This is a genomic window from Caballeronia hypogeia (assembly GCF_001544875.2).
GTDB lineage: Bacteria > Pseudomonadota > Gammaproteobacteria > Burkholderiales > Burkholderiaceae > Caballeronia > Caballeronia hypogeia.
This window is the reverse complement of the sequence record NZ_FCOA02000015.1, coordinates 17,243-41,177: the sequence shown is the minus strand read 5'-3', so window position 1 is coordinate 41,177 and position 23,935 is coordinate 17,243. Positions and strand designations below refer to the sequence as shown.

General features: G+C 65.8%; 20 protein-coding genes and 4 pseudogenes. 7 read left to right on the top strand and 17 right to left on the bottom strand.

Going from position 1 to position 23,935, the window contains the following annotated elements; translation table 11 throughout:
- Positions 1–2: 2 nt before the first annotated feature.
- The 6 genes from AWB79_RS21435 to AWB79_RS21410 form a co-directional block, all read right to left on the bottom strand.
- The gene (locus tag AWB79_RS21435; RefSeq protein WP_061169454.1) at positions 3–1,316 is read right to left on the bottom strand and encodes a TIGR02270 family protein; all 1,314 of its coding nucleotides are present in this window, start codon (positions 1,314–1,316) and stop codon (positions 3–5) included.
- Positions 1,317–1,327: 11 nt separating this feature from the next.
- Positions 1,328–1,795, bottom strand: coding sequence for a DUF6484 domain-containing protein (locus AWB79_RS21430; protein ID WP_061169453.1), 468 nt, complete (start codon positions 1,793–1,795; stop codon positions 1,328–1,330).
- 197 nt (positions 1,796–1,992) lie between these two features.
- Positions 1,993–3,378: a tripartite tricarboxylate transporter permease gene (locus AWB79_RS21425; RefSeq protein WP_061169452.1), complete on the bottom strand. Its 1,386-nt coding sequence runs from the start codon at positions 3,376–3,378 to the stop codon at positions 1,993–1,995.
- On the bottom strand, positions 3,378–3,860 hold the full coding sequence (locus tag AWB79_RS21420; RefSeq protein WP_061169451.1) for a hypothetical protein: 483 nt from the start codon (positions 3,858–3,860) through the stop codon (positions 3,378–3,380). Before AWB79_RS21420 ends, AWB79_RS21425 begins: the two co-directional genes overlap by 1 nt.
- A 22-nt stretch (positions 3,861–3,882) precedes the next feature.
- The gene (locus tag AWB79_RS21415) at positions 3,883–4,821 is read right to left on the bottom strand and encodes a hydroxymethylglutaryl-CoA lyase (protein WP_061169450.1); all 939 of its coding nucleotides are present in this window, start codon (positions 4,819–4,821) and stop codon (positions 3,883–3,885) included.
- Positions 4,814–6,232 carry a hydroxymethylglutaryl-CoA reductase, degradative gene (locus tag AWB79_RS21410; RefSeq protein ID WP_269767986.1) on the bottom strand — a complete coding sequence of 473 codons (1,419 nt, stop codon included), beginning with the start codon at positions 6,230–6,232 and terminating at the stop codon, positions 4,814–4,816. The genes AWB79_RS21415 and AWB79_RS21410 overlap by 8 nt, the downstream gene beginning before the upstream one ends.
- A 43-nt stretch (positions 6,233–6,275) precedes the next feature.
- Here AWB79_RS21410 and AWB79_RS21405 point away from each other — a divergent pair, with 43 nt between their 5' ends.
- On the top strand, positions 6,276–7,664 hold the full coding sequence (locus AWB79_RS21405) for an aminotransferase-like domain-containing protein (RefSeq protein WP_061169448.1): 1,389 nt from the start codon (positions 6,276–6,278) through the stop codon (positions 7,662–7,664).
- Positions 7,665–7,734: 70 nt separating this feature from the next.
- Here AWB79_RS21405 and AWB79_RS21400 read toward each other — a convergent pair.
- The 9 genes and pseudogenes from AWB79_RS21400 to AWB79_RS21365 form a co-directional block, all read right to left on the bottom strand.
- Positions 7,735–8,422, bottom strand: a pseudogene (locus AWB79_RS21400) (aldehyde dehydrogenase family protein).
- A gap of 80 nt (positions 8,423–8,502) precedes the next feature.
- Positions 8,503–8,712, bottom strand: a pseudogene (locus AWB79_RS39140) (ABC transporter ATP-binding protein); the annotation flags it as partial.
- Between the two features lie 2 nt (positions 8,713–8,714).
- Positions 8,715–8,852: pseudogene (locus tag AWB79_RS40960) on the bottom strand (alpha/beta fold hydrolase); the annotation flags it as partial.
- Between the two features lie 59 nt (positions 8,853–8,911).
- Positions 8,912–9,256, bottom strand: a pseudogene (locus AWB79_RS21390) (amino acid synthesis family protein); the annotation flags it as partial.
- Positions 9,257–9,360: 104 nt separating this feature from the next.
- On the bottom strand, positions 9,361–10,038 hold the full coding sequence (locus AWB79_RS21385) for a GntR family transcriptional regulator (RefSeq protein ID WP_061169552.1): 678 nt from the start codon (positions 10,036–10,038) through the stop codon (positions 9,361–9,363).
- Positions 10,039–10,146: 108 nt separating this feature from the next.
- Complete coding sequence (locus AWB79_RS21380) at positions 10,147–10,857, bottom strand: hypothetical protein (protein ID WP_157695817.1); 711 nt, start codon at positions 10,855–10,857, stop codon at positions 10,147–10,149.
- 68 nt (positions 10,858–10,925) lie between these two features.
- Positions 10,926–11,735 (bottom strand): DeoR/GlpR family DNA-binding transcription regulator, encoded by an 810-nt coding sequence (locus AWB79_RS21375; protein ID WP_061169444.1) that lies wholly within the window; start codon positions 11,733–11,735, stop codon positions 10,926–10,928.
- Between the two features lie 46 nt (positions 11,736–11,781).
- Entirely contained in the window at positions 11,782–13,131 is a 1,350-nt protein-coding gene (locus tag AWB79_RS21370; RefSeq protein ID WP_061169443.1) for a GntT/GntP/DsdX family permease, read from the bottom strand.
- A gap of 65 nt (positions 13,132–13,196) precedes the next feature.
- Positions 13,197–14,573: a hypothetical protein gene (locus AWB79_RS21365; protein WP_061169442.1), complete on the bottom strand. Its 1,377-nt coding sequence runs from the start codon at positions 14,571–14,573 to the stop codon at positions 13,197–13,199.
- Between the two features lie 191 nt (positions 14,574–14,764).
- Here AWB79_RS21365 and otnK point away from each other — a divergent pair, with 191 nt between their 5' ends.
- Both otnK and otnC read left to right on the top strand, forming a co-directional pair.
- Complete coding sequence (gene otnK / locus AWB79_RS21360) at positions 14,765–16,069, top strand: 3-oxo-tetronate kinase (RefSeq protein WP_061169441.1); 1,305 nt, start codon at positions 14,765–14,767, stop codon at positions 16,067–16,069.
- Between the two features lie 8 nt (positions 16,070–16,077).
- On the top strand, positions 16,078–16,725 hold the full coding sequence (gene otnC, locus AWB79_RS21355; protein ID WP_061169551.1) for a 3-oxo-tetronate 4-phosphate decarboxylase: 648 nt from the start codon (positions 16,078–16,080) through the stop codon (positions 16,723–16,725).
- A 48-nt stretch (positions 16,726–16,773) separates the two neighbouring features.
- Here the strand turns inward: otnC and AWB79_RS21350 are convergent, their stop codons facing one another.
- Together AWB79_RS21350 and AWB79_RS21345 are read right to left on the bottom strand one after the other, a co-directional pair.
- A complete protein-coding gene (locus AWB79_RS21350; protein ID WP_061169440.1) occupies positions 16,774–19,155 on the bottom strand; it encodes a type VI secretion system Vgr family protein in 2,382 nt (793 codons plus the stop codon).
- A 20-nt stretch (positions 19,156–19,175) separates the two neighbouring features.
- A complete protein-coding gene (locus tag AWB79_RS21345) occupies positions 19,176–19,658 on the bottom strand; it encodes an Hcp family type VI secretion system effector (RefSeq protein WP_061169439.1) in 483 nt (160 codons plus the stop codon).
- 152 nt (positions 19,659–19,810) lie between these two features.
- Between AWB79_RS21345 and AWB79_RS21340 the strand changes: the two genes are divergently transcribed.
- From AWB79_RS21340 to tssG, 4 genes are read left to right on the top strand one after another with little or no spacing between them, the layout of a single operon-like run.
- Positions 19,811–20,389, top strand: coding sequence for a type VI secretion system tube protein Hcp (locus AWB79_RS21340; RefSeq protein WP_061169438.1), 579 nt, complete (start codon positions 19,811–19,813; stop codon positions 20,387–20,389).
- A 12-nt stretch (positions 20,390–20,401) separates the two neighbouring features.
- Positions 20,402–20,908, top strand: coding sequence for a type VI secretion system baseplate subunit TssE (gene tssE, locus AWB79_RS21335; RefSeq protein WP_061169437.1), 507 nt, complete (start codon positions 20,402–20,404; stop codon positions 20,906–20,908).
- Between the two features lie 21 nt (positions 20,909–20,929).
- Positions 20,930–22,816, top strand: coding sequence for a type VI secretion system baseplate subunit TssF (gene tssF, locus AWB79_RS21330; protein WP_061169436.1), 1,887 nt, complete (start codon positions 20,930–20,932; stop codon positions 22,814–22,816).
- Positions 22,792–23,907, top strand: a complete 1,116-nt coding sequence (tssG, locus tag AWB79_RS21325; protein WP_082862417.1) for a type VI secretion system baseplate subunit TssG — start codon at positions 22,792–22,794, stop codon at positions 23,905–23,907. Before tssF ends, tssG begins: the two co-directional genes overlap by 25 nt.
- The last annotated feature ends 28 nt before the right edge of the window (positions 23,908–23,935 follow it).

The window sequence follows — 23,935 nt, the reverse complement described above, 5'->3', positions numbered from 1 at the left end:
CGTCACGCCATGGCCTGCAATACGCGCCTCTGACGCCACGCAGGCGCGGCGCAATTGAACAGCACGCCGCGCGGATCGGCGAGGCGCAACTGAATTGCCGCCGCTGCTCGTTGCCGCTGCGTGCCGTGCCTCAAAACCTCGATGCATTGTGCTTTCGATGGCAACGCGCCCATGAGATGGCGCACGTTGCAGGGCATGCGCGCCTTGTTTGCGTCCCACCACTTGCCCGTCTTGTCGGGGTCGGGCCACGGCGCACCATCGTCTTCCTCCCGGGCCGCGTCGTCGAGATCGTTCTCATCGTCGGTGGTGGCCGCCGGCGGCACCGGGCGCACGAGCTGAAGCGCAACGAGGTCCGCGCCCGTGATCAGGCTGAAGCTCTCGCCCGCGAGCCGGGCGAGGCGGTCGTCGCGCATATGGCCGATCAGCCATTGCACATAACGCGGATCGCCGGTGAAGCCGATCGCGCGAATCAGCCTGCGCGCATCCTCCGGATGTGCCGCGATCGGCTCCAGCCAGCGATGGGCCTCGGCAGCCGGAAGCACACTCACCGCGAGCGCGAGCGCGGCATCGCCGAAGGTCGAAGTCGTGAGCGAGATGTCGCGAATGACATCGAGCGCCACCTCGCGATCGCCGAGCAGCAGCGCGGACCGGGCGGCATGGAATCGGCACGACGAGTCCGGGTCATCGAAACAGGACTGACATGCCTCGAGCCGATCGACGCGGCCGATCTCGCCGGCGCAACGCAGCGCCCGGGCTCGCAATACGGGGTCTTCGGAGACGAGCGCGGTGTCGAGATGCCGCTTCGGATTCACGCGATGCTGCAGGCATCCTTCGAGTCCGGCGAGCCGCGTGGCCGGATCGTCGTCCGCCAGCAGCGTCGAGACGACGCCGGCGAGACGGCGGGCGCTCACCCAGCCGAACGCCGAATGAAGTCCGGGCCGGGCATCGGGCACGGCCTGGCCGAGCGCGATCAGCCGCAGAATCGCCGGGTTCGACTGCCACTCGATGCATCCGATGGCAGCGGTGAAAAGCTCTCCCTTACCCGCGCGTTCGAGCGCCTGAATGCTCATGCGTACGCCTTCCCGGCCCGCTACGGCAATGCCGTCGAGGTGCGCCGCGATGCGCTCGTCGAATCGAGCCAGATCAGGAAGTCTTACGTGCGGCGCGCGCACGATGCGCGAGCGGATCTTGCGCAGTGCGGCCGCGTCTTCGACATGTTGCTCCAGCACGTTGAACAAGGCGCCACTCGCCGTATGCGCGACTGGCTCGGCCAGCGGTCGCGACCGTCTGAGCGTGCCCGCTTCGATCGGTTCCATGGCCGGGCGCATCAGTTGATCTGCACAGATCCGCCAATGATGCGGTTCGTGCCGGACGCACTGCTCAGGACACTTCTACCGCGTATGCGGACCTGTCCGTCGGACATGAGCGTGATGCTCGCCTTGCCGCAGCGCAGCACCATTTCCTCTTTCGTCGTCAGGACAAGCCGTCTGCCGTCGACGTCGACCTCAACCTGCGCGGGCGCTTCGTCGAACGGCCAGGCCTGGGACCCAAAGAGACAGCCGATGATGATCGGACGGCTCGGATCGCCCGCTTCGAACATCAGCGCCACTTGTCGACCGAGATGCATGCCGCGCAGGTCTACGATCGTTCGCGCGACGAGCGCCGTGCCCGCGGGCTGATCGGGATAGACGACGAGCGGCGACGCGCCGTCGCCGCTGAATCCGATCAACTCTCCGATCCGCAACCCGTCGATGGCCGGAAGGGGCCTCTGCTCAAAGAAATCGCGTCCGCTCATCGCACTCTCCGGTCGGTGTCACTAGAAGACGAACGACAGGGCGCGGATTGCAAAGCCGCACGATCGCGGCAGCGTGGCGGAAGTGAATATGCTGACGGCGGGCGGAGAAGGGACGCTCGCAAGATCACCCCGACATCGTTGCCGGAGCGCTCTCAACATGCGGCGCGCTCTCCGAGAGACGCGCGCCGCTTTTGCCGTTATGCGCCAAACGCCTTCGTCAACGCGGGCACGCTCAACACCGCCGTGTAATAGCCCATGAACTGCACGCCGGTGTTGAAGCCGAAATTGCGCGACAACAACCCGCCGAGCAAGCCGACGCTCAGAATCACGAGCAGGCCGAGCAACTGCCCTTCCCACACGCTGATCACGACGATCAGGCCGACGAACGTCGCGATGATCGCTTCGTGACTCAGTTTCCTCGCGACGAACGAAGCCGCGCGATGCGCGTAATTCATCGACAGCGGATACGCGACGAGCGCCGCCAGCACGACCGCGAGCAGGCCGAAACCGAGGAACTGCCACGTCGTCATCATCGTGTGCAGGTTGTTGATGTGGCCCGTGGCCGTATCGACAAAAAAGCGCGGCGGTGCGTTGAAAAGCGGCGCGGCGGGCCCGGCCGCGACCGGGCTCAACGGCAGGCCGAACGCGATCAGTGGAATCAGCGCCTCGGCGATGTACGTCGCTTCAGTCACGCCGTTGCGTGCCGAGATCACCGTCGTCAGCCGGTGATACGCATGCTTCACGCGCGAGCCGACGAGTTCGCCGAGCACGACCGTCATCGCGACCGGGCTGAACACGAACGTCGCGCTCGATACCGCCGCGGTCGCCGCCACCCAGCCGCGTTGCTGGCCGTCGAGTACTTTCAGCGGGTTGGGGAAGTAGCCGCTCCAGCCCTTCACGTCCGGCGCGAGCGAGAACGTACGCACGCGTTCGCGACGCATGCGGGCGCGATCCGCGGGCGAGAGAATCGAGAACAGATCGGCGATGAGCGGCCCGATCGCGATGCCGAGGAAGTAGCTCACGGACAGCTTCACGCCGTACTTGCCCGTCAGCGCCTGCAATCCGACGATCACCAGCACGAACGGCACGAGCAGGAACACCGAAGCCCAGCGGCCCGAAGAGAAATACGCAATGAAGATCGATGCCGCGAGAAACACCCAGGGCGCCGCCTTCGTGATGACCGGCCCGAACGGCGCGAGCAGCACGGCGAAAAGCACCGCGAGCGGCACGGCCACGAACGCCGCGACGATCGCGCCCGAGATCATCTTGCGCAACGCAATGTGCGGCACGCCGAGATTGCGCAGCATCGTCGCCTGTTGCAGCAGGGGCGTCGCGAGCGTATCGCCGGGGATGCCAAGCAGCGCCGTGGGAATGGCGTGCGTCATGTGCTTCGACACCGCGCCCGCCATGAAGAACGAGAACACGCCGACAGGCGGCACGCCGAGCAGCACGACGAGCAAGGTGAGCGGCGCGAGCGTCGTGGTTTCATCCGTGCCGGAAATCAGGCCGATGCCCGAGAACACGATCGCGCCGATGAGTCCCATGCCGAGCGCGACGAGCAGTTGAGTGACGAACGGTTCCATCAGCGTGCTCCTTCGCGTTTTTCGTCGCGTTTTTCATACTCGGCGAATAGCTCGTAAAGACCGAGCTCCTTCATCTCCGATACGACCGCCGGCGGCAGGTCCGCGACGCGTCCGAGCCCGCCCGCCTCGCTCGCGAGCTGTTTCAGCACTTCTTCGCGGCCCGCCGCGCCGTGCGCCTGTTCGATCACTTCGCGCTTCGGCCTGAAGAGCTTCGCGCAGACCGCGCCCGCGATCAGACAGCCGCCGAGACCGACGAGCATCGCGTAGGCGCGGGCCATCGCGGCATCGGGCACATACGCGACGAGCACGCGATTCGCGAGCGCGAACGCGCCATAGCTGATCGCGATGCCGAGCACGACCGACCATGCGAGATGCCGCGTGTCGACGGTGTCGCCCCATATTTCGACAAGCTTGTAGTCCATTGTCTCGGCGCTTAGCGAGTGCGCCTGACCGCGCTCGTGCGCGGCGAGTTGCTGTTCCATGTCTCCTCCTTGGATGGAGTTGTTAGATACGCTGCTTTTCTTGCCGGCGGCGTCGTGCTTCGAGCGCGCGCGCTACACGCGATGACGTCTCCCGCTTTAATGCCGTCGAAATGTACGCGCCGGCTTGCGCGAGCGTCTCCAGGTCGATGCCCGTTTCGATGCCCATGCCCTCGCACAGATAGACGATGTCCTCCGTCGCGACATTGCCCGTCGCGCCCGGCGAATACGGACATCCGCCGATGCCGGACACCGAAGCGTCGAACACGGCGACGCCGCGTTGCAATGCCGCGAGCACGTTCGCGGCGGCCATGCCCCACGTGTCGTGAAAGTGCCCGGCCAGCGCGGCGACGGGAATATGCTCGATGCACGCATCGAGCATCGCCTGCGTCTTCGATGGCGTGCCCGCGCCGATGGTATCGCCGAGACTGATCTCGTAACAGCCCGAATCGAAGAGCTTTTTCGCGACGCGCGCAACCGCTTGCGGCGCGATCTCGCCTTCGAACGGACAGCCGAGCACGCACGACACGTAGCCGCGAACGCGCACGTTCGCCTCGCGCGCGGCCGCGATCACCGGCTCGAAGCGCGCGATGCTTTCATCGATCGAGCAGTTGATGTTCTTCCGCGAGAACGATTCCGACGCCGCCGCGAAGACCGCGATTTCATCGACCCTCGATGCGAGCGCGGCTTCGAGTCCCCTGATGTTCGGCACGAGCGCGGCGAGCGTCGTGCCGGTTGCGCGCGCTTTCGCCGATACGCGTTCGAGCACCTGCGCGCCATCGGCCATTTGCGGCACCCACTTCGGCGACACGAACGACGCGGCTTCGACATAACGCACGCCTGCATCGATCAGGCGCTCGATGAGCGCCGCCTTCACCTCGGCCGACACATGCGACGGCTCGTTCTGCAAGCCGTCGCGCGGCCCGACCTCGACGATACGCACGCGCTTCGGCATGTCATTCATCGCGCGGTCCTTGCAGAAGGCTCATACCGTAATCGACGCTCACGTTGCGCGCGGCGACCATCTTCTTCACGACCCAGTCGATATCCGCGCCGCTCGCGCCCGCCGCCAGCGCGATATTGCGTGCGTGCAGCGCCATGTGGCCGCGCTGGATGCCTTCCGTCGATAGCGCGCGCAACGCGCCCATGTTCTGCGCGAGCCCGACCGCGACGGCGATCTCGCCGAGTTCCTGCGCCGAGCTCACGTTCATGATCTTCAGCGCGAGCCGCGCGAGCGGGTGCGTCTTGGTTGCGCCGCCGACGAGACCGACCGGCATTGGCATTTCGATCGTGCCGACGAGGTCGCCGTTGTTCGCCACTTCCCACGTCGTCAACGACGTATAGCGCCCGCCGCGGCTAGCGTAGGCATGCGCGCCCGCTTCGACCGCGCGCCAGTCGTTGCCGGTCGCGACGATCACCGGATCGATGCCGTTCATGATGCCCTTGTTGTGCGTCGCGGCGCGGTACGGATCGATGGCGGCGAAGAGGTAGGCATCGACGACGCCGGCGATCACGTCCTCGCCCGCGTATTCCTTCGTTTGCAGCGTCGCGGCGCTGTAGCGCACTTGCGCGCGCGCAAGGCGCAGATCGGCGAGATTCGAAAGAATGCGCAATCGCACCTTGCCGCCCGTGATCTCCTCGATGCGGCCCGCGACCGTTTCCGCCATTGTGTTGACGGTGTTCGCGCCCATCGCGTCGCGCACGTCGACGATCAGATGCGCGACGACCATCGCGCCGCGCGGCGTGTCCGGGAATACATGCACTTCGATATCGCGGCAGCCGCCGCCCAGACCGATCAGCACCTTGTCGCGCGCGTTGGCCATCTCGATCAGTTCGTCGCGATGCTTGAGGATCGCGAGCCGCGCGCCATACGGATCCGACACGCCGACGATCTGCACCTGCGCGCGCATCAGCGGCCCGGTGCTCGACGTGCGGAAGCCGCCCGCGTCGCGCGCGAGCTTCGCCATGAACGACGCCGCCGCGACGATCGACGGCTCTTCCACGGCCATTGGCACCAGCACGTCGCGACCGTTGATCTGGAAGTAGCCGGCGACCGCCATCGGCAATTCGAACGTGCCGACGACGTTCTCGATCATGCCGTTCGCGGTGTCGAGCGGCAGCGCGCCGGGCCTGGCGAGCAACGCGTGTTCGGCGTCGTCGAGGTCCGCCGCCTGCGCGATATGGGAGAGGCGCTGCGCGGGCGACATCGCGCGGAAATTCGGCAACTTCGAATCGATCATGTGTCTTCCTCTGCTGTCTGGATGTGTGTGCTTCGACTGTCTTTTTGCGCCGCTTGCAGCGACGCACCGGATGGGCGAATAATAGGCTGACTGTACCCATTGGAAAGGTACAATTTCGACAAACAGCGAACACACTGTACCCAGTACGGTCGTGGGACTTTCAGAACAGGCCAATACGATGCGACATGAGAAGTCGAGCCTGTCGGCGACACTCGCGGACAATCTCGCCAGACAGATCACCGAAGGTGTCTTGCGTGCGGGAGACAAACTCCCGTCGATCAGGGAATACGCCGAGGCGAACGGCTGCGCGAAGAATACCGTCATCAGCGCATTCGACATGCTGACGGCAAACGGGCTCATCGAGCCTCGTCGCGGCGCGGGCTTTTACGTCGCGAGCGTGGCGAAGCCGCAGCAGCCGGTCGAAGATGCGCCGACGCTCGATCGCGCGATGGATTCCGTCTGGCTCATGCGCGAACAGTTGCAGAGCAAGCCGGATTTTCTCAATCTCGGCGAGGGATTTCCGCCGGTCGCCTGGCTCGAAGAAACGCGGCTCGATCACTTTCATCAGCGCGTGGTGCGTACCGGCGTCGCATCGCTCTTTCGCTATGGCAGCCGCTTCGGCTATCTGCCTTTGCGTCAGCATTTGCAGCAGAAGCTCGCCGGCTACGAGATCGAGGCTGCGCCGCAACAGATCGTCCTCACGCACGGCGCGAATCAGGCAATGGACATGGTCGTGCGCTACTTCGTGCGCGCGGGTGACACCGTGCTCGTGGACGATCCCGGCTATTACGCGCTCTTCGGCAAGCTCAAGCTGTCGGGCGCGAATATCGTCGGCGTGCCGCGCGGCGTCGACGGACCCGATATCGCGGCGCTCGAAGAGCGACTGAAGACGCATCGGCCGCGGCTCTTCTTCACACAGTCGGTCGGGCACAATCCGACCGCGACGGATATCAGCGCGGCGAAGGCGCATCGCATTTTGCAACTGGCGGAGGCGCACGATCTGATCGTCGTGGAGAACGACGCGCTGGCGGATCTGAAGCCACGGTCGGCCACGCGCATCAGCGCACTCGACCAACTGCGCCGGACGATTTACATCGGCAGCTTTTCCAAGTCGGTCTCGGCGGCGCTGCGCGTGGGCTTTCTTGCCTGCGATGCCAGTCTCGCCAGCGATCTCGCCGACGTGAAGATGCTCACGCACGTGAGCAGCAGCGAATACTGCGAACGCACGCTCGACGCGATCGTGAGCGACGGGCACTTTCTGCGTCATACGAACCGCTTGCAGGACCGGCTCAAGCGCGCGACGGCGGCGGGCGTCGAGGCGCTGACGCGTTTGAACGCGACCATCTTCAAGGTGAGCGATCAGAGCCTTTATCTATGGGCCCGCCTGCCGGGCCGCGACGATTCGATTGCCTTCGCCAGAACGATGCTGGAGAAGCACGTGATCCTGGCGCCCGGAACGATCTTCTCCGCGCATGCCATCAATGCGTCGCCGTGGTTTCGCTTCAACGTCGCGTATCTGAGCGATCCTCGATTCGCGAAGGCTTTGGCGACGCGCACCGCGAGCTAGCGCGCATGGCGGTCGCCCGGCGCCAGGCGGAGATGCGGCGTCCCGGGCTGCGTCGATGCGGGCCCGGAAGTCATCGCTGAAGAAGTCTCGGATCAATGCTCAGACGGCAATGCACAGATACTTCGCGTCCCAGTCCCGACTGCTTGACCCCGCCGAACGGCGCGACCTCGTTCGAGATGGCCCCGGTGTTGATGCCGACCATGACGTGCTCCAGTTGCTCGGCCACGCGCCAGATGCGTCCGATGTCGCGGCTGTAGAAATACGCGGCGAGTCCGAACTCGGCGCACGACTTCCTCGTCGCTCGAAAAGCGGAACAGCGGCGCAAGCGGCCCGAAGGTCTCTTCCTTCGCCACGCACATGTCGACGGTCGCGTTCGTTCTTCCGCGAACCATTCGATAAACGACGCCGCATACGCGATCTCGCCCTTCGCTTCCGCGAGCGGCTTGCCTTGCTCCGACGTCAGGATCAGCGCGAGATCGTCCGCATGCTCGAGCATCAGCTCGAACCAGCGGCGCAGCACGACGGCGCGCTCCTCCGCCGTCTTCGCGCGCCACTGCGCGCCATCGATGCGGCCAATGCCGCATGGCCCGCGTTTCTGCTTCGCCCATCATCGGCACGTGGCCCAGTGAGCCGCCCCTCGCCGGATCGAACACCTCGAAGCTCGCGCCAGAATCCGCCGCGCACCATTGCCCGCCGATGAACGCGTCATGACGCAGAAGCGCTGCGTCCTTCAGCATGGATTTCAGTTGCACAGTCATTCCTATACCCGAAAAAAGAAGCGTCGCGATTCGCGACGCGCATGGAGAATCAGAACAGGTGGAAGATGCCGACCCGTCCCGCCGCTCGACTGTTCCGCGCTGCTCGCCGTCACGCGCACCGGCAGGAAGTTCGAGTTGCCGATGAAGTTCGCAACGAATTTCGACGCCGGGTTCGCATAGAGTTCCTCGCCGGTGCCGCATTGCTCGATGCGCCCCTTGTTGAACACCGCGATGCGATCCGACAGGCGCAACGCTTCTTCCTGATCGTGCGTGACGTAAAGCACCGTGACGCGCCGGTCAGGAACAGCGCCGGCATGCGCAGCTCGGCAAGACGTCCGACATGCGCTGCGTCCGAGTTCGCGAACAATCGGTAAGTGCGCGCGTAGCCCGCCGGATTCACCGTCAGCAGCAGCGTGCGCAAATCCCGCGCGACGCATACAGGCTGTAGCGCATGCCGGCCGCCGTGCCGCCCGCGGCTCGCCTCCGGCTTCATGCGCCCAGCTCCTTCATGTCCTGATAACGATCGCCGACGCGGTGATGCGGACGCTCGCCGATCGACGCGCCCAGCGCGATCACGAGTTCGTCGGGCGCGGGGGCATCGACGAGGGAGAACTGCAGCGTCAGATAGTGCGAACGCATGCCTTCGTCGTGCTTGTGCATCAGCGGAATGGTGAGCGGGCAGTTCGGTCCGCCGCGCAGATTGGTGAAGCTCAGATAGCTTTTCGCGCCGACCGCGTTGCGGAAGTGATTACCGAAGCGCAGCGTGTGGATCATCGCGGAAGCGTGCTCGATTTCGCCCGAGGTGCCGACGATCGCGGCTTTGCCATAGGCCTCGCTTCAGAGGCCGCGCCGCCGCCTTCTCACCCTCGGAGTCGCTGAAAAATCCAGGCGAAAAAAAACCGCCCATTGGGCGGTTTGCGGGAAGACGAAAAGGCGACTTAGCTGGACTCGGAAAGCCGGCTGAGCGCCTGTTGGGCAAGTTCCGACACGCGCCGGATGTGTGCCGCGGAGGCATCGAAGGCGGCGGCGCCGTCGCCCCGTTCGATGGCTGCGAGCAGCGTATTCATTTCCTGATTCGACTCGGCCCCGCGCCCCGTCGATGCGATGGTCAGTGCGCGCAGCCGGTTGATCCGCGTGTTCAGCGAGCGCACGACCGACAGGGAAACCGACTTCTGCGCGCCTTCGAACAGCGCGTCGTAGAAGGCTTCGGTCTCGCTCAGGACTTCGGCGAATTCGTCGTTCGCGAAGGCGTTTTCGATCTTGCGCCGGATGGCGCGCAGCTTTTCGATCATCTCCGGCGTCACCTTTTCGGCGCAGGCGCGCGCGGCGTTGGCTTCCAGCAGGCCGCGCAGCTCGTAGATTTCCGCGACCTGCGTGGAATCGAGGCGCGCGACGATCGGCCCCTGACGCGCGACGATCTCGACCAGACCTTCGGTCTCCAGATGCCGCAAGACTTCGCGCACGACCGTGCGGCTCACGCCCAGTTCATCGCACAATGTGCGTTCGACCAGGCGCGCACCGGGACGGAAGTAGCCTTGGACGATAGCTTCGCGGAGCTTTTCGAGCGTCAGCTCGCGCAACGTTTTCGCATTGCGGTCAACTTTCAGGTCGGACATGGAATGACTCATCGACTAGGGGAACGCACGCCAGTGCATTGGAATCCCATATTATTACCGATTGCAAGATGAGCGTGTAGGAGTCAGTGAGAGACGCTGGCGAACCTGTCAGGCCTTGACCAGCCGCACCGCGACGAGCGCTTCGGCCACGGCGGCCCGCATCGGCCAGCGCCAGTGCGCGTCTTCTTCCTCGTTCAGCGCCCGGCCGATATCGACGGCGTCCGGGTCGGCGATCGAAAACGTATAGACCAGAGACTGATCTGCCCGACGCGGCAGCTCAACCGGATGCTGCTCATGGATCAGCTTGCCGAGCGCGCCATATTGCACGTTGGCTCCGCGATAGTCGGTGTAGCCCGCAGCCTTGGCCAATTGCGTCGCGGTGATCGTGCGATCAGGCGCTCGGTAGTGTGCGACGAGCATCTTGCGCTGACCTTCGCTGATCGGCGCAATCGCGTTCAACGCATGAATGTAGGCCGCGACTGCAACGTCACCCGCGCCTTGTGCCGGGCCCAGAGCGGCATCGATCGCGTCACGCGCCTGGCGTTCCGCCTGTTCGAGTGTCGGCGCTGTCTCCTTGAATGGCGCCTTTCCGTCCTTCCATGCCCAGCATTGCGCTGAACCGTTGGCCGCTTTCGCGACCAATACGTGCCCACGGTATGTCGCCGTCGATTGACTCATTGTTTTCCCGGAATCGGTATCAGACTTGTTTTTGATGGCGTGTTTCCACGCGCATCGGCTCGACCTTTGCGCGCGATCTTTCTGATTCGGGATGTGATGGTAGGGGACGTAAAGAGGGTTTGCAACCCGCGCCGGATTCATCGGGCTGCTTCATCGAACGGTCGAAAGTCGAGCCGTCATTCACTCGCAAAAGGCTCCGAGGCCGCGAATTACTCGACCGCCGCAAGCGCCAGATCGATACCCGACTGACGAATGCCGTTCGCGGCCGCCGGAGCGAGACCGTCGTCGGTGATCACCTGATCGAAGCTTTCGAGGCTCGCGACCTTGTAGAGCCCGACCGTGCCGTATTTCGAGCTCGCGACCGTGAGCACGGTGCGCGACGCCGATTCCATCGCGGCGAGCTTCACTTCCACCTTGGGCGCCGACGGCGTGGTGACGCCGCGCCGCAGATCCCACGAACTCGCGGAAATGAACGCGACATCGAGCACGACCTGCCGCAGCGTCGCCGCCGCGAGCGTGCCGACGCTCGACAGGTTCTTGTGATCGAGCTGCCCGCCGATATGGATGACGTTCACATGCGTGGCGCTCGCGAGTTCGCGCACGATCTGAAAGTCGTTGGTCACGACCGTCATGTCCGACAGCTCGACGATATGCGGCACGAACGACAGCATGGTCGTACCCGCATCGAGATAGATCGACATGCCGGAGCGCAAGCCCTCGGTGGCGCGTCGCGCGATGGCCTGCTTCTGCGGCTGCTCGACCACGGCCTTCGACTGATGGCTCGGCTCGCTGTTCAGATGACTGGCGATGCGCACGCCGCCCGGCACCGTGTAGACGAAGCCCGCTTCCTCCAGCGCGGCGATATCGCGCCGCACCGTCATGTGCGAACAGTTGAACGACTCCATCAACTGATGCACGGAGAGCACCTTGTCCCGGCGCAACTGGCGCAGCATGGCCTCGCGCCGCTGATCGGGAATCAGCGGGACATCGGATGCATCGGTTTTGGCCTGGCTCGACATGGGAAACCTTCTATAAGCGACCCACACGCGCGGCGGGTCGCCTATCTTAGCCGATGAACATATTGATCAGCAGCACGCCCGCCAGCCCCACCAGCGACTGCACGCACAGCATCAGCGTCCACGTGCGCAAGGTCTGCGCGACCGTCAGCTGGAAGTATTCCTTGAAGAGCCAGAAGCCGGAATCGTTGACGTGCGAGAGCATCACCGCGCCCGAGGCCGTGGCGAGCACCATCAGTTCCGGCGAGACGCCCGGATGCGACATCAGCAGCGGCGCGACGATGCCCGAAGCCGCCACGGTCGCGACCGTCGCCGAGCCCACGCACACGCGCAGCAGCGCCGCGATCACCCAGGCGAGCACGAGCGGGCTCACGGACCAGCTCGCCGTGTGCGAGACGATGATCGCGTCCAGATGAATCGACGTGAGCATCTGCTTGAAGCCGCCGCCCGCGCCGAGAATCAGCAGGATCGCGGAAAGCGGCGCAATGCCCTTGCTGATCATCTTCTGCATGTCGTCGAGCGGGTGACGGCCTTTGATGCCGAGCGCGAAGAACGCGAAGATCACCGCCCCGAGCAGCGACAGGATCGGATCGTTGAGCGACTGGAAGAACACATACGTGGCCGTGCCCTTCACGCTGTAGTCCATGCCGATGGTGCCCGCGAGCATCAGCCCCGGCGGAATCAGCAGGCACAGCACGGACAGCGCGAGCGAGACATCGTTGGCGGTTTCGGCGTCGGTGCGCGTGCCGCCCGGGCCCTTCGACAGATCGGGCGCGGGGCCGAAGCTGCGTCGCGCGAACGCGGTGAAGAGCGGCCCGGTGATGACGGCGGCCGGAATCGCGATGATCAGGCCATAGAGCAGCGTGAGGCCGGTATTGGCGTGATACGCGGACACGGCGAGCGTCGGCGCCGGATGCGGCGGCAGCAGACCGTGCGACACATACAGACCCGCCGCGAGCGGCAGACCGATATACAGCAGATGGCTGCCGGTGCGGCGCGCGATCGTATAGACGAGCGGCGCGAGCATGATGAAGCTCACGTCGAACAGATGCGGCATGCCGATCAAAAGGGCCGCCGCGCACACCGTCCACGGCGCGAGCCACAAGGGCCGCTTGCCGACGAACGCATTCGCGATGCGGTCCGCGCCGCCCGTGCCGATCATGATGCCGCCCAGCACCGCGCCCAGACCGACCACCGGGCCGGTGCGCGCGAGCGCGCCGCCGAAGCCCTTGGTGAAGCTGTCGATCGCATGTTCCGGCGTCACGCCCGCCGCGAGCCCGAGTCCGAGCGCGGTCAGCGTCAGCGCGATGAACGGACTCAGCCGCCAGCGCGCGATCAATACGATCAGCACGACAATGGCGATCGCGGCCATCGCGATCGTCCCGAATTCTCCCCGCATGGTGTCCCCTCTTCCTGATTCAGTGTTCGAGTAATGTGGTCTTTGTCGTCGGCGGTCCGGCGCGCTTACGCGCAACCGGCCTGCCATGCGCCGAGCAGCGCTTCGTCGGCGTTCCGCAGATCGGCGATGGTGATGAGCTCGCCCGCCTTCACGTCGCGCGCGAGCGTGGCGTGGGCCGCGAGATACAGCGGCGCGACATCGGCCGGCGCGCCTTTTCGATCCAGCAGAACGGCCTGCACGCCCGTCACGTCGTGATGATGGCCGCCCATGTGCAGCACCGTTCCCGCCGCGATATCGACATTCGCGCGGCCCGCCAGCACCACGCATTGAGCAGGCTTCGCCGCGCCCGACGGCCTGCCGTTGAGCACGGCGTCGAACAGCGTGATCGGCGTCTCGACGCCCATGAAGTGATACGGCAGATACATGCACGCGTAGCGGCCGTTGCGGCTCACGACGTGGCCCTTCTGCGCGAGCAGCTCCCACGTGGGCGCATCGAAAGTACGCACGACGACGAACACGCCGCCTGCGAAGCTCGCCTCGTCGGGACGGCGCAGCATGTTGAAGACATCGATCACGCCCGCGCGCGACAGCACGCCGCCGTCCTCGCGCAACGCATAGATATCGGCGAGTTCGGTCGTGCGCGCGACCGGGTAATGCAGCAGTTCGACGTCGGACACGAGGTTCGTGTTGGTCGCGACCACGCTCATCTCGCAGTAGTCGGCGGTGGCCGACGTCTTGCGGCCGCGCAGCGCTTCGCGGCGCGCCGCGAGCGTCGCGGGAATGTCGTCGCCGAGCGTCATCAGATCGGCGAGTTCCGGCGCGGCGAAGGTCTGATCGAGTTGCGTGACGTTGCCGGTCGCGGCGTCGAAGACGAGGTCGTATTCGCTCGACTTGCCCGCCGCGACGATTTCGAGACCCAGCACGCGCGCCCACGTCACCCAGCCGATCAGGTTCGAAGGCTGGTCGCCGTCCGCCGTCGTATACACGACGCCCTGACGTTCCGCGAGCCGCGCGAGCGCGATGCCCGCGACGGAATCCACTTCCTTGCTGACCATCGCGACATGGCGCTTCGCTTCGAGCGCTTCCACCGCGACGCGATAACCCACCGAAGGATTGCCGGTCGCTTCCACCAGGATGTCGTAGCTCGACGCGGCGAGCAGCGCGACATCGGCTACGAGCGCGATCTGGCCCGGCGCGAGCGCCGCCACGCTCGCGGCGTCCGCGCATTCGACGAGCGACGCGGCGTCGAAGCCCAGTTCGATGCACATCGCGCGCAGGCCCGCGACGTCGAGATCGCACAGCGCCGCCGGCACGAGCCGCTCGATCAGGCGCGTCTGCGCGAGCAGCGTGCGGGCGAAGCCGCCCTTCGCGCCGGTGAGCGCGTAGCGCACGGTCCGGCCCGCCTGCGCCGAGGGCGCGGAAAACAGAAGTTCGAAGTTCATCTTGGCATTCGCGCAAAAAGGTCGCCGGGCCGAACTGCGCCGGCGAACGAGGTGAGTGGGTAACGCGCCGCAGACGTGTCTGCGTCGAACAAGTCAGACGTTAACGCTCTTTATCATTACAGTCAATTTTTTTAACACGGATTAACATTAACCGTTCACGGCGGCATACAATCGCCGGCCGGAGGAACACCATGCACACAGCCAAATCTCGTCCCGTGTTGGGATGCATCGCCGATGACTTCACCGGCGCCACCGATCTCGCCAGCACGCTCGTGCGCGGCGGGATGCGCACGATTCAGACCATCGGCGTGCCCGTTGGGGTCGATGAAGCCGACGAAGTGGACGCCCTCGTCGTCGCGCTGAAGTCGCGCACCATCGCTGCGGAAGACGCGATCGCGCAGTCGCTCGCCGCGCTCGACTGGCTGCGCGCCCAGGGTTGCCGCCAGTTTTTCTTCAAGTACTGCTCGACCTTCGATTCGACCGATGCGGGCAATATCGGCCCGGTCGCCGAAGCCTTGCTCGATGCGCTCGCCGCCAGCAGCGAAGGCGACTTCGCGATCGCCTGCCCGGCGTTTCCGGAGAACGGGCGCACGGTGTATCGCGGACATCTGTTCGTCGGCGATGCGCTGCTCAGCGAATCCGGCATGGAGAACCATCCGCTCACTCCGATGCGCGATCCCAATCTGGTGCGCGTGCTGCAGCGTCAGTCGAAATCGAAAGTCGGCCTGATCGCGAGCGCGACGGTCGCGGCGGGCGTGGACGCGGTGCGTGAGGCGATTGCGCGGCTGCGCGCGGACGGCGTGCGCCTGGCCATCGCCGATGCGCTCACCGACGCCGATCTGCGCACGCTGGGCGAAGCCTGCGCCGATCTCCCGCTGATTACCGGCGGCTCGGGCGTCGCGATTGGCTTGCCGGAGAATTTCCGGCGCGCGGGGCTGATCGAGCCGAACGACCGGGCGGCGGATTTGCCCGCCGTCGATGGCGCGGCGCTCGTGCTGGCGGGCAGCGCGTCGAAGGCGACCAACGCGCAGGTGGCCGAATGGATCGGCACGCGTCCGGCGTATCGCGTCGATCCGCGCGCGCTCGCGCATGGCGAGGACGTGGTCGGCGAGGCGCTTGCGTTCATCGAAAAACAAGCGCCGCAGCCGGTTCTGATCTACGCGACCGCCGCACCTGGCGAAGTCGCGGCGGTGCAGCGCGAGTTCGGCGTGGCGGCGGCGGGCAAGCTCGTCGAGGATGCGCTCGCCGCCATTGCGCGCGAGGCGAAGGCGCGCGGCGTGCGCAAGTTCGTCGTGGCGGGCGGCGAGACGTCGGGCGCGGTGGTGCAGGCGCTCGGCGTCGACCGCCTGCTGATCGGGCCGACCATCGATCCGGGCGTGCCCGTGACCGTCGCGCTGGGCGAGACGCCGCTCGCGCTCGCGCTCAAGTCGGGCAACTTCGGCGCGCGCGATTTCTTCGCGAAGGCGCTGCGTTACCTCGATGGAGCACGCGCGTGAACGAGCCCATGATCAGCGCTGGCAGCGACGCGAAGCTGCGCGAGGAAATCTGCACGATCGGCGCGAGTCTCTACGCGCGCGGCTATACCGTGGGCAGCGCGGGCAACATCAGCGCGCGCTGCGACGACGGCTGGCTCATCACGCCCACGGATGCGTGTCTCGGCCGGCTCGATCCCGCGGAGATCGCGAAGGTCGACGCACAGGGACGGCATGTGTCGGGCGCGCGGCCATCGAAGACGCTGGAGCTGCATCGGCTGATTTATGCGGGCAATGCTCAGACGCGCGGCATCGTGCATACGCATTCGACCTCGCTCGTCGCGCTGACGCTCGCGGGCGTGTGGAGCGATGAGGACGTGCTGCCGCCCATCACCCCGTATTACGTGATGAAGGTCGGACACGTGCCGCTCGTGCGTTACCGGCGTCCGGGCGATCCGCAGGCGGCGGCGGAGATCGCGGCGCGCGCGGCTTCGGTGCGGGCGGTGCTGCTGGAGCGACTCGGGCCGGTCGTGTGGGAGCGCAGCGTGTCGCATGCGTCGTATGCGCTGGAAGAGCTGGAGGAGACCGCGCGGTTGTGGCTCATGAGCGAGCCCAAACCGGCGCCGCTTGCGCCGTCGGCGATCGAGGAGTTGTGTGGGACGTTCGGGGTGCGGTGGTGAAGTGAATGCGCGCCCGGCGTGCGTGGTTCCGCGCGCCGCCGGCATTGCTCAATTCTGCAGGATTTTCGACCCTTTCATCGTGATGTTCCCATCCGCCTTCACGTTGATCTTCCCGCTGCCGATCACGGAAATATCCTTCCCCTTGATCTGAATCGTTCCGTCCTTCTTCATGGTGATGCTCGCGTCGCCGGTCTTGATCACCACGGACTCCGCCGCTTCGATGACGAGGTTCTTGCCGACCTTGAGCGCATCGTCCTCGCCTACCGATGTGCTTCGCCCCTTTCCCACCGTGCTTGACTGCGCGCCGTCGATCGACTCGCTCGCGTCCTTGGCGACCGACACCGTCTGCCCCCCGCTCACGCTCAAGGACTGATCGCCGCTCACGCTGGTCGACTGATTGCCGCCGACATCGACCGTCTGATCCGAACCCACCGTCACGCTTTGACTGGACCCGACACTCACCGTCTGACTCGCCCCGATGGTTTCAGTGTGATAGGCCCCCACCGTCACCGCCTGATAAGCGCCAACAGTCACCGCCTGAAATGCGCCGATGGTCACCTCCTGCGCCGCGCCGACGGTGATCGTCTCGTTGATGCCCACGCTGTGCGTGCGTTGCAGCATCACCGTCGCGGTCTCGCTCGCCTTCACCGTCTTGGTCCGGTTCGAGCCGATCGTGATGCTCTCGTTGACGCCCACCGTTTCCGTGCGGTTCATCGTCACGTCGATCTTCTCGTTGTTCCCGACGCTCTCCGTGCGATCGTGCTTCACGACGGTCGTTTCGTCGTGGTCGATGTTCTTCTTGCGGTCGTTGCCGACCCGATGCGTCTCGTCCTTCTCGACTTCGATGTCCTGATTGCGCTCCGCATGCAGCAGCACCTGCTCCGCGCCCTTCTTGTCCTCGAAGCGCAGCTCGTTGCAGTTCGCGGCGCTGCCCCCCTTGCTCGAACGGCTCTTGATGCCGCTCTGCGTCATGTTGCCCGGCAGCTCATAAGGCGGCATCTGCTCGGCGTTATAAACGCGCCCCGTGATGATCGGCCGGTCCGGATCGCCTTCCAGAAAATCGACGATCACTTCCTGTCCCATGCGCGGTATCGCGACCGCGCCGTAACCCTTGCCCGCCCATGGCTGCGACACGCGAATCCAGCACGAGCTGTTTTCGTCGCGCTTGCCCTGACGATCCCAGAAGAACTGCACCTTCACGCGCCCGTACTGATCCGTATGGATTTCGTCGCCGCCGGGTCCGACGACCACCGCCGTCTGCGGCCCCTGCACGAAGGGCCTGCGCGTCACGCGCGCGGGCGTGAAGTGCTGCTTCGCGTCGATGGCGGAGAACCAGCATTCGCAACGGTTCGACTGCGCGCCGTCGAAAGCTTCGTAGTCGGCGAGATCGATCTCGTAGTGCGTGCGCGTGACGAGATACTGCGCGTTCTGGTCGGCGCGCGGGTGCCGCGTGAGCTTCAGCAGCGTGCCGGCGCGCACGCTCTTGCAGTTGCTGCGCGCATCGGCCTGATGCCAGTTGATGGGCGGATCATCGGGGACACTCGCCTCGATCAGCCCTTCGTCCGCGCGTGACTTCGCGCGGCTCTCGCCGTGATCCGCCTCGACATAGCCGCCGGGATAATCGAAGTGTTCGAGCCCGGAAAACGCGTCGAAGCCCGGCATCTGCTTGACGGCCTGCTTCTGCAAGGGCCGCGACGGATGCTTGAAATCGTAATCGGTGAGCACCCAGTTGCGCGTCTCGATCATGTGATTCACGCGCCACTCGCTCACGTATTCCATGCCGGGCGCGGCGCCCAGCACCGCGCCATACGGCAACGACTCGCAGCCGGCGACGCTTTCGTGCGTGGCGAGCGTGTCGGTGAGAATCAGCGACTCCTTGCCGTCCTTGTCCTGAAACCAGTAGTAGATGCCTTCGTCCTCCAGCAGCCGGCTCACGAAGTTGAAGTCCGACTCGCGATACTGCACGCAATACTCACGCGGCTTGTGCGCGCGCGAGTTGGCCTTCCACTTGATCTCGCCCAGTTCGAGCTGCTTGTAGACCGGATCGGCGAAGATCGCCTTGACGATCTCCTCGACCGTCTTGTTCTGGAAGATGCGGCAGTTGCTGCGCCGTGTGAGCAGCCATAGCCACGGCCGCACCGCTGCTTCATATGCGTAGAGACGCCCGCGCATGCCGGTCTGCCGGAAGCTCACCACGTAGCCGCCGAACACGCGCGGCTTCGCGCCGTCCACGCGCAGCGAGACCTTCACGTGCTTGCCGAGAATCTTGCTGAAGTCGATATCCGCGCGCTTCGACACGAGCGTGAGCTCGCAGCGCGGCATGCGCCCGAGCTCGGCGCTCGCCTTGAGGGAAAGAAAGCGCAGATCGTCGGCGAGCGGCGTATCGACGCTTGCGAGCGGCTGCGCCGTGGCGGCATCGGTGGTGGACATCGGCGCACCCGCTTGGTTGATCAGCGCACTTCGGTGGTGTACGCGTCCCAGCCGAACTTGACGGCGCCGCCCAGGCCGCCCTTGTCGTCCTGCGGCTTGTACTCGAATTCGATATCCGCGTAGAGCAGGCTCACGTTCTCGTGCAACTCGCCACCCATGCCGCCGCCCATGCCGACGTGCGTCACGGTCACCTGCTTCATCGTCACGGTGAGGAATTCCTTCTGCCCTTCGCCCGACTTGCTGACGGTGAGCTTCGCGTTCGCGAGATGCTTGCCGCTCACGCAGTCCTTCGCGAGCGTGGGCGACGCCTTGTCGTAGAAATGCGAGAACGTGAAGAGCCCCGGCTTCGCCTTGCCCTGACCGCTGCCGCCGCCGACAGTCGCGCTGCCGGAGTTGGTCACGTCCCAGTCGAACGACTGCACCTCGATCTGGCCTTCCGCACCCTTGTGCTTGGATTCACCCTCGATTCCGTCAATTTTCAGATAGCAGTCGATCGTAGCCATGTGGTCCTCCGTTGTGGTCCGGCTTCGCGTCGCGCGAGTTCGCGCTTGCAGGTAGGACGAACATCGGACGGAGATTTTCAATATCGATCGCGTTCAAAATCGCACGGCGGCGGCCGTCTTATCTTCGATCACCGTTCTTCCGGACCAATGCGATGCCAACACCGCACGACAGCCTTTCGCTCGACACCATTCGCCAGTTCGACCTGATCGCGCAGCCGGAATCCGACGACATGCTGCTGCAGATCGTGCCCAAGCGCAGCAACACGCCCGTGAAAGGCGAAGCCGCCAAGCGCGCCGACTGGGACACGCCGATGCAGATTCACGGCTGGCGCTGGGCGCAGGGCTACGACGCCGTGCAGCACGCCGCCGCGCTCAACGCGAGCGACATGCGCGTGAGCGCGCTCGGCGTGATCCGCACGGTGGATTCGGCCTCGCCCGTCATAGCAAAACTGTGCGCGCAGGCCGAACTGCTCGCGCTCGCGCATATCCGCTGCTTCAAGTCGGCGGGCACCGATCACGGCGTGCAGATCGAATTCCTCGCGATGAAGCTCGAACAGGCCTATCTGCGCAACTATCAGATTTTCACGAGCCCGCGCTTCGGCCGGCCGTGCGAGATCTTTGAAATCTCGGCCCAGCAACTGACGATGACCTGCGCGCCGCAAACCGAAAAGGGCGCGCGCGGCGCGGACGTCACCTTCGCGCTCGACGTCTCCACGCGACGCATCGGTTGAAGGCTCACGCCGATGAACGCTCCCAGCGCCGCCGACCGCCTCCAGCCCACGCTGCTCGATCGCCTGATCGACGACGATCCCGCCTCGCGCACCGACGCCCCCGGCGAGCGCTTCCTCACGCATCGCGGCCTGCGCGCGGCGGTGCTGCGCGACGTCTCGTGGCTCTTCAACACGACGAATCTCGGCGGCGAGATCGTCGAGGAAGCGTTCGCGCACGCGTTCGCCTCGGTGCTCAACTACGGCTTGCCGTGCCTGTCGGGGCGCTTCGCCTCGACGGTCGACACCGTGGTGCTCGAACAGGCGATCCGCACGGCGATCGAGCGCTTCGAGCCGCGCATCGATCCCGCGACGCTGGAGATCGAACCCGTGCTCGACCGCTCCGTGCTCGACATGCACAACCAGATCGCGCTCGTGATTCGCGGCTTCCTGTGGGCGCAGCCGGTGCCGCTCGAATTCGCGCTGCGCACGCAGATCGATCTGGAAGAAGGCGGCATCACGGTGATGGAACTGCCGCGCTGACGCCCACGCAAAAGGAACTTCATGGACCCGCGCCTGCTGCGTCACTACAACACCGAACTCGCGCATCTGCGCGAGATGGGCGCGGAGTTCGCGCAGCAGTTTCCGAAGATCGCGGCGCGGCTCGGCATGAGCGGCATCGACGTCGCCGATCCGTATGTCGAGCGGCTGCTCGAAGGCACGGCGTTTCTCGCGGCGCGCGTCCAGTTGAAACTCGAAGAAGAGTTCCCGCGCTTCACGCAGCAGCTCACGCACGTCGTGCTGCCGCAAGCCGCGTGCCCCACGCCCGCGATGCTGATCGCGCGTCTCGCGCCCGATCTCGCCAATCCGAATCTCGCCGATGGCTTCACCGTGCCGCGTCACACCGCGCTCCATTCGTTGCGCGCGCCCGCGCAGACGACGCCTTGCGAGTTCCGCACCAGCGCCGCGCTCACCCTCTGGCCCATCGAGCTTGCCGACGTGCGCTATCTCGCTCAGACGCCGGATTTGCCGCTCGCGACTCTGCCCGCCACGCGCGGGCTTGCGCAGCATATAAAAGGCGCGCTGCGCATCCGGCTCGCGACGCCGGAGGGCCTTTCCTTCGATGCCCTGCGTCTCGATGCATTGAGCCTCTACTTCGCGGGCGGCGACGAGATCGCGTTCAAGCTTCACGAACTCGTGCTGGGCGGCACGCTCGCGATCGTCGTGTCGACGCCCGAACGCCCGGGCAAAACGCTCGCCGTGCTGCCGGGCGAAGCGGTCTCGCCCGTGGGCTTCGCCGACGACGAAGCGCTCTTGCCCGTCACGCCGAACGCGTTTCAGGGTTATCGGCTGCTGCATGAATATTTCGCGCTGCCGCAGTGCTTTCGCTTCGCGCGCATGGAAGGGCTCGCGGACGTGTTGCCAAAGTTCGACGCCGCGCGCGAGATCGAACTCACCTTTCTGCTCGGCGCGGGCGATGCATCGCTCGAACGCATCGTCACGAAGGAGAACGTGCTGCTCGACTGCGTGCCCGCCATCAATCTGTTTGCGCGACACGCGGATCGCGCGCTCGTCACGGATTCGAGTGCGCGCTTTCATGTGGTGCCCGACCGCACGCATCCGCTGGATTTCGAAGTGCATTCGGTCACGGGCGTCGCGGGCTATGGCGCGCACGACGACAGCGAGCAGATCTTTCATCCGTTCTACGCGGACTATCTCGCCGATCGCCCCGGCGACGCCGCCTACTTCACGACCGAGCGCGAGCCGCGACTCGTGCCCGCCGCGCGGCGCAAGAGCGGCGCGCGCACGGATTACGTCGGCAGCGAGACGTATGTATCGATCGTCGATCCGCGCGCCGCGCCTTATCGCGGCTCGCTGCGGCAACTGTCGTTCGACACGCTCTGCAGCAACCGCGACCTGCCGCTGATGATGGCGCCAGGCGGTGCGGGCAGCGACTTCTCGCTCGACATCGCCGCGCCCGTCGCCGCCGTGAAATGCGTGAACGGCCCGTCGCGACCCGCGCCCGCGCCGCTCGACGCCGCCCAGACCTGGCGTCTGATCGATCAGTTGTCGCTGCACTATCTGTCGCTGTGCAACGGTCCGCGCGAAGCCGCGGCGGCGCTGCGCGCCCTCCTGATGCTGCACGTCGCGCCCGCGGATCACACCGGCCGCAATCAGGTCGCGGGCGTGGTCGCGATGGATGCGAAGCCCGTCGTGCGCCGCCTGCCGATGCCCGGCCCGATCGCCTTCGGGCGCGGCCTTTCGATCGACGTCACGGTCGACGATCTCGCGTTTCAGGGCGGCAGCGCGTGGCTCTTCGGCTGCGTGCTCGACCGCTTTTTCGCGCGCTATGTGTCGATCAATTCGTTCGTGCAGACGGTGTTGCGCACCGGCGCGCGCGGCGAAATCCTGAGCCTGCCCGCGCGATGCGGCACGCGAGCGATCTTCTAGCCGCGGCGCGGCCAGCGCCCGCCGCGACTTGCGCCGAAGCGCCCGCGCACACGCGCGCGCTTCTGGAACTATTCGATGGCGTCGCCGCCGAGCCGCATCGCCACGACTTTTATCAGCTAATGCGGCGCATCGAGGCGCTCACGCCGGACCTGCCGCGTCTCGGCGCGGGCGCGCGTCCCGCCGACGAACCGTTGCGGCTCGCGCAGGATGTCTCCCTCGCCTTCGCGCCCGCGCCGCTCGCGGCGCTCGCCCGCGATGACGGCGGGCAAGCGCCGCGCCTCGCGCAGCGCTTCTTCGGCTTTCTCGGGCCGAACGGGCCACTGCCGCTGCATCTCACCGACTTCGCCCGCGAGCGCGCGCTGCATCACGGCGACACGGCCTTCGCGCGGCTGCTCGATACCCTGCTGCATCGCTTTTTGCTGCTGTTCTATCGCGCGTGGGCGCAAGGGCGGCCGGTCAACGGGCTGGATCGTCCGGCGCAGGACCGGTTCGCGTTCTATACCGGCGCGCTGATCGGCCATGCCGATCCGGCGACGCTCGCGCGCGACGCCGTCTCCGATCACGCAAAGCTGCATTTCGCGGGCCTCTGGAACATGCAGACACGTCCCGCCGACGTGCTCGAAGGCATCGCGTCGGCGCTGTTGCGCGTGCCGGTGCGCATCGAGCCGTATCGCGGGCACTGGATGACGCTGCCGCGCGACGAGCGCACCGCGCTGCGATCGCGCGCGGCGCGCTATTCGTCGCATTCGCATTCGGCGGGTTTCGCGCAGCTCGGCCACGGCGCGGTGCTCGGCGCGCGCGTGTGGGACCGCCAGCATGCCTTCCGGATCGTGCTGGGGCCGCTCACGCTCGCGCAGTACGAATCGTTCCTGCCGGGCGGCGGCGCGCTGCCGACGCTCGTCGCGCTGGTTCGCCGGCATCTGAACGGCGAGCTTGCGTGGGATGCGCAGCTCGTGCTGGTCGCGAAAGAAGTTCCGACCGCGCAGCCGGGACGCTACGGCCGTCTGGGTTATTCGGCGTGGCTCGGCACGAAAACACGCACGGCCGATCGCGCCGATCTCGCGCTCGAGGCCGATGCGCACATCGAATGATTTGAAAAAACACGGCGTAAGCGCCGTC

Bases quoted from the DNA above. Each gene is read 5' to 3' on its own strand.
- otnC (WP_061169551.1), top strand. From the start codon at position 16,078: ATGATCAGCGCTGGCAGCGACGCGAAGCTGCGCGAGGAAATCTGCACG.
- AWB79_RS21435 (WP_061169454.1), bottom strand. From the start codon at position 1,316: ATGGAACCGATCGAAGCGGGCACGCTCAGACGGTCGCGACCGCTGGCC.
- AWB79_RS21345 (WP_061169439.1), bottom strand. From the start codon at position 19,658: ATGGCTACGATCGACTGCTATCTGAAAATTGACGGAATCGAGGGTGAA.
- AWB79_RS21420 (WP_061169451.1), bottom strand. From the start codon at position 3,860: ATGGAACAGCAACTCGCCGCGCACGAGCGCGGTCAGGCGCACTCGCTA.
- AWB79_RS21340 (WP_061169438.1), top strand. From the start codon at position 19,811: ATGCCAACACCGCACGACAGCCTTTCGCTCGACACCATTCGCCAGTTC.
- AWB79_RS21375 (WP_061169444.1), bottom strand. From the start codon at position 11,735: ATGTCGAGCCAGGCCAAAACCGATGCATCCGATGTCCCGCTGATTCCC.
- AWB79_RS21405 (WP_061169448.1), top strand. From the start codon at position 6,276: ATGCGACATGAGAAGTCGAGCCTGTCGGCGACACTCGCGGACAATCTC.
- tssF (WP_061169436.1), top strand. From the start codon at position 20,930: ATGGACCCGCGCCTGCTGCGTCACTACAACACCGAACTCGCGCATCTG.
- AWB79_RS21370 (WP_061169443.1), bottom strand. From the start codon at position 13,131: ATGCGGGGAGAATTCGGGACGATCGCGATGGCCGCGATCGCCATTGTC.
- AWB79_RS21430 (WP_061169453.1), bottom strand. From the start codon at position 1,795: ATGAGCGGACGCGATTTCTTTGAGCAGAGGCCCCTTCCGGCCATCGAC.
- otnK (WP_061169441.1), top strand. From the start codon at position 14,765: ATGCACACAGCCAAATCTCGTCCCGTGTTGGGATGCATCGCCGATGAC.
- AWB79_RS21365 (WP_061169442.1), bottom strand. From the start codon at position 14,573: ATGAACTTCGAACTTCTGTTTTCCGCGCCCTCGGCGCAGGCGGGCCGG.
- AWB79_RS21350 (WP_061169440.1), bottom strand. From the start codon at position 19,155: ATGTCCACCACCGATGCCGCCACGGCGCAGCCGCTCGCAAGCGTCGAT.
- AWB79_RS21415 (WP_061169450.1), bottom strand. From the start codon at position 4,821: ATGAATGACATGCCGAAGCGCGTGCGTATCGTCGAGGTCGGGCCGCGC.
- AWB79_RS21425 (WP_061169452.1), bottom strand. From the start codon at position 3,378: ATGGAACCGTTCGTCACTCAACTGCTCGTCGCGCTCGGCATGGGACTC.
- AWB79_RS21380 (WP_157695817.1), bottom strand. From the start codon at position 10,857: ATGAATCCGGCGCGGGTTGCAAACCCTCTTTACGTCCCCTACCATCAC.
- AWB79_RS21385 (WP_061169552.1), bottom strand. From the start codon at position 10,038: ATGTCCGACCTGAAAGTTGACCGCAATGCGAAAACGTTGCGCGAGCTG.
- tssE (WP_061169437.1), top strand. From the start codon at position 20,402: ATGAACGCTCCCAGCGCCGCCGACCGCCTCCAGCCCACGCTGCTCGAT.
- tssG (WP_082862417.1), top strand. From the start codon at position 22,792: ATGCGGCACGCGAGCGATCTTCTAGCCGCGGCGCGGCCAGCGCCCGCC.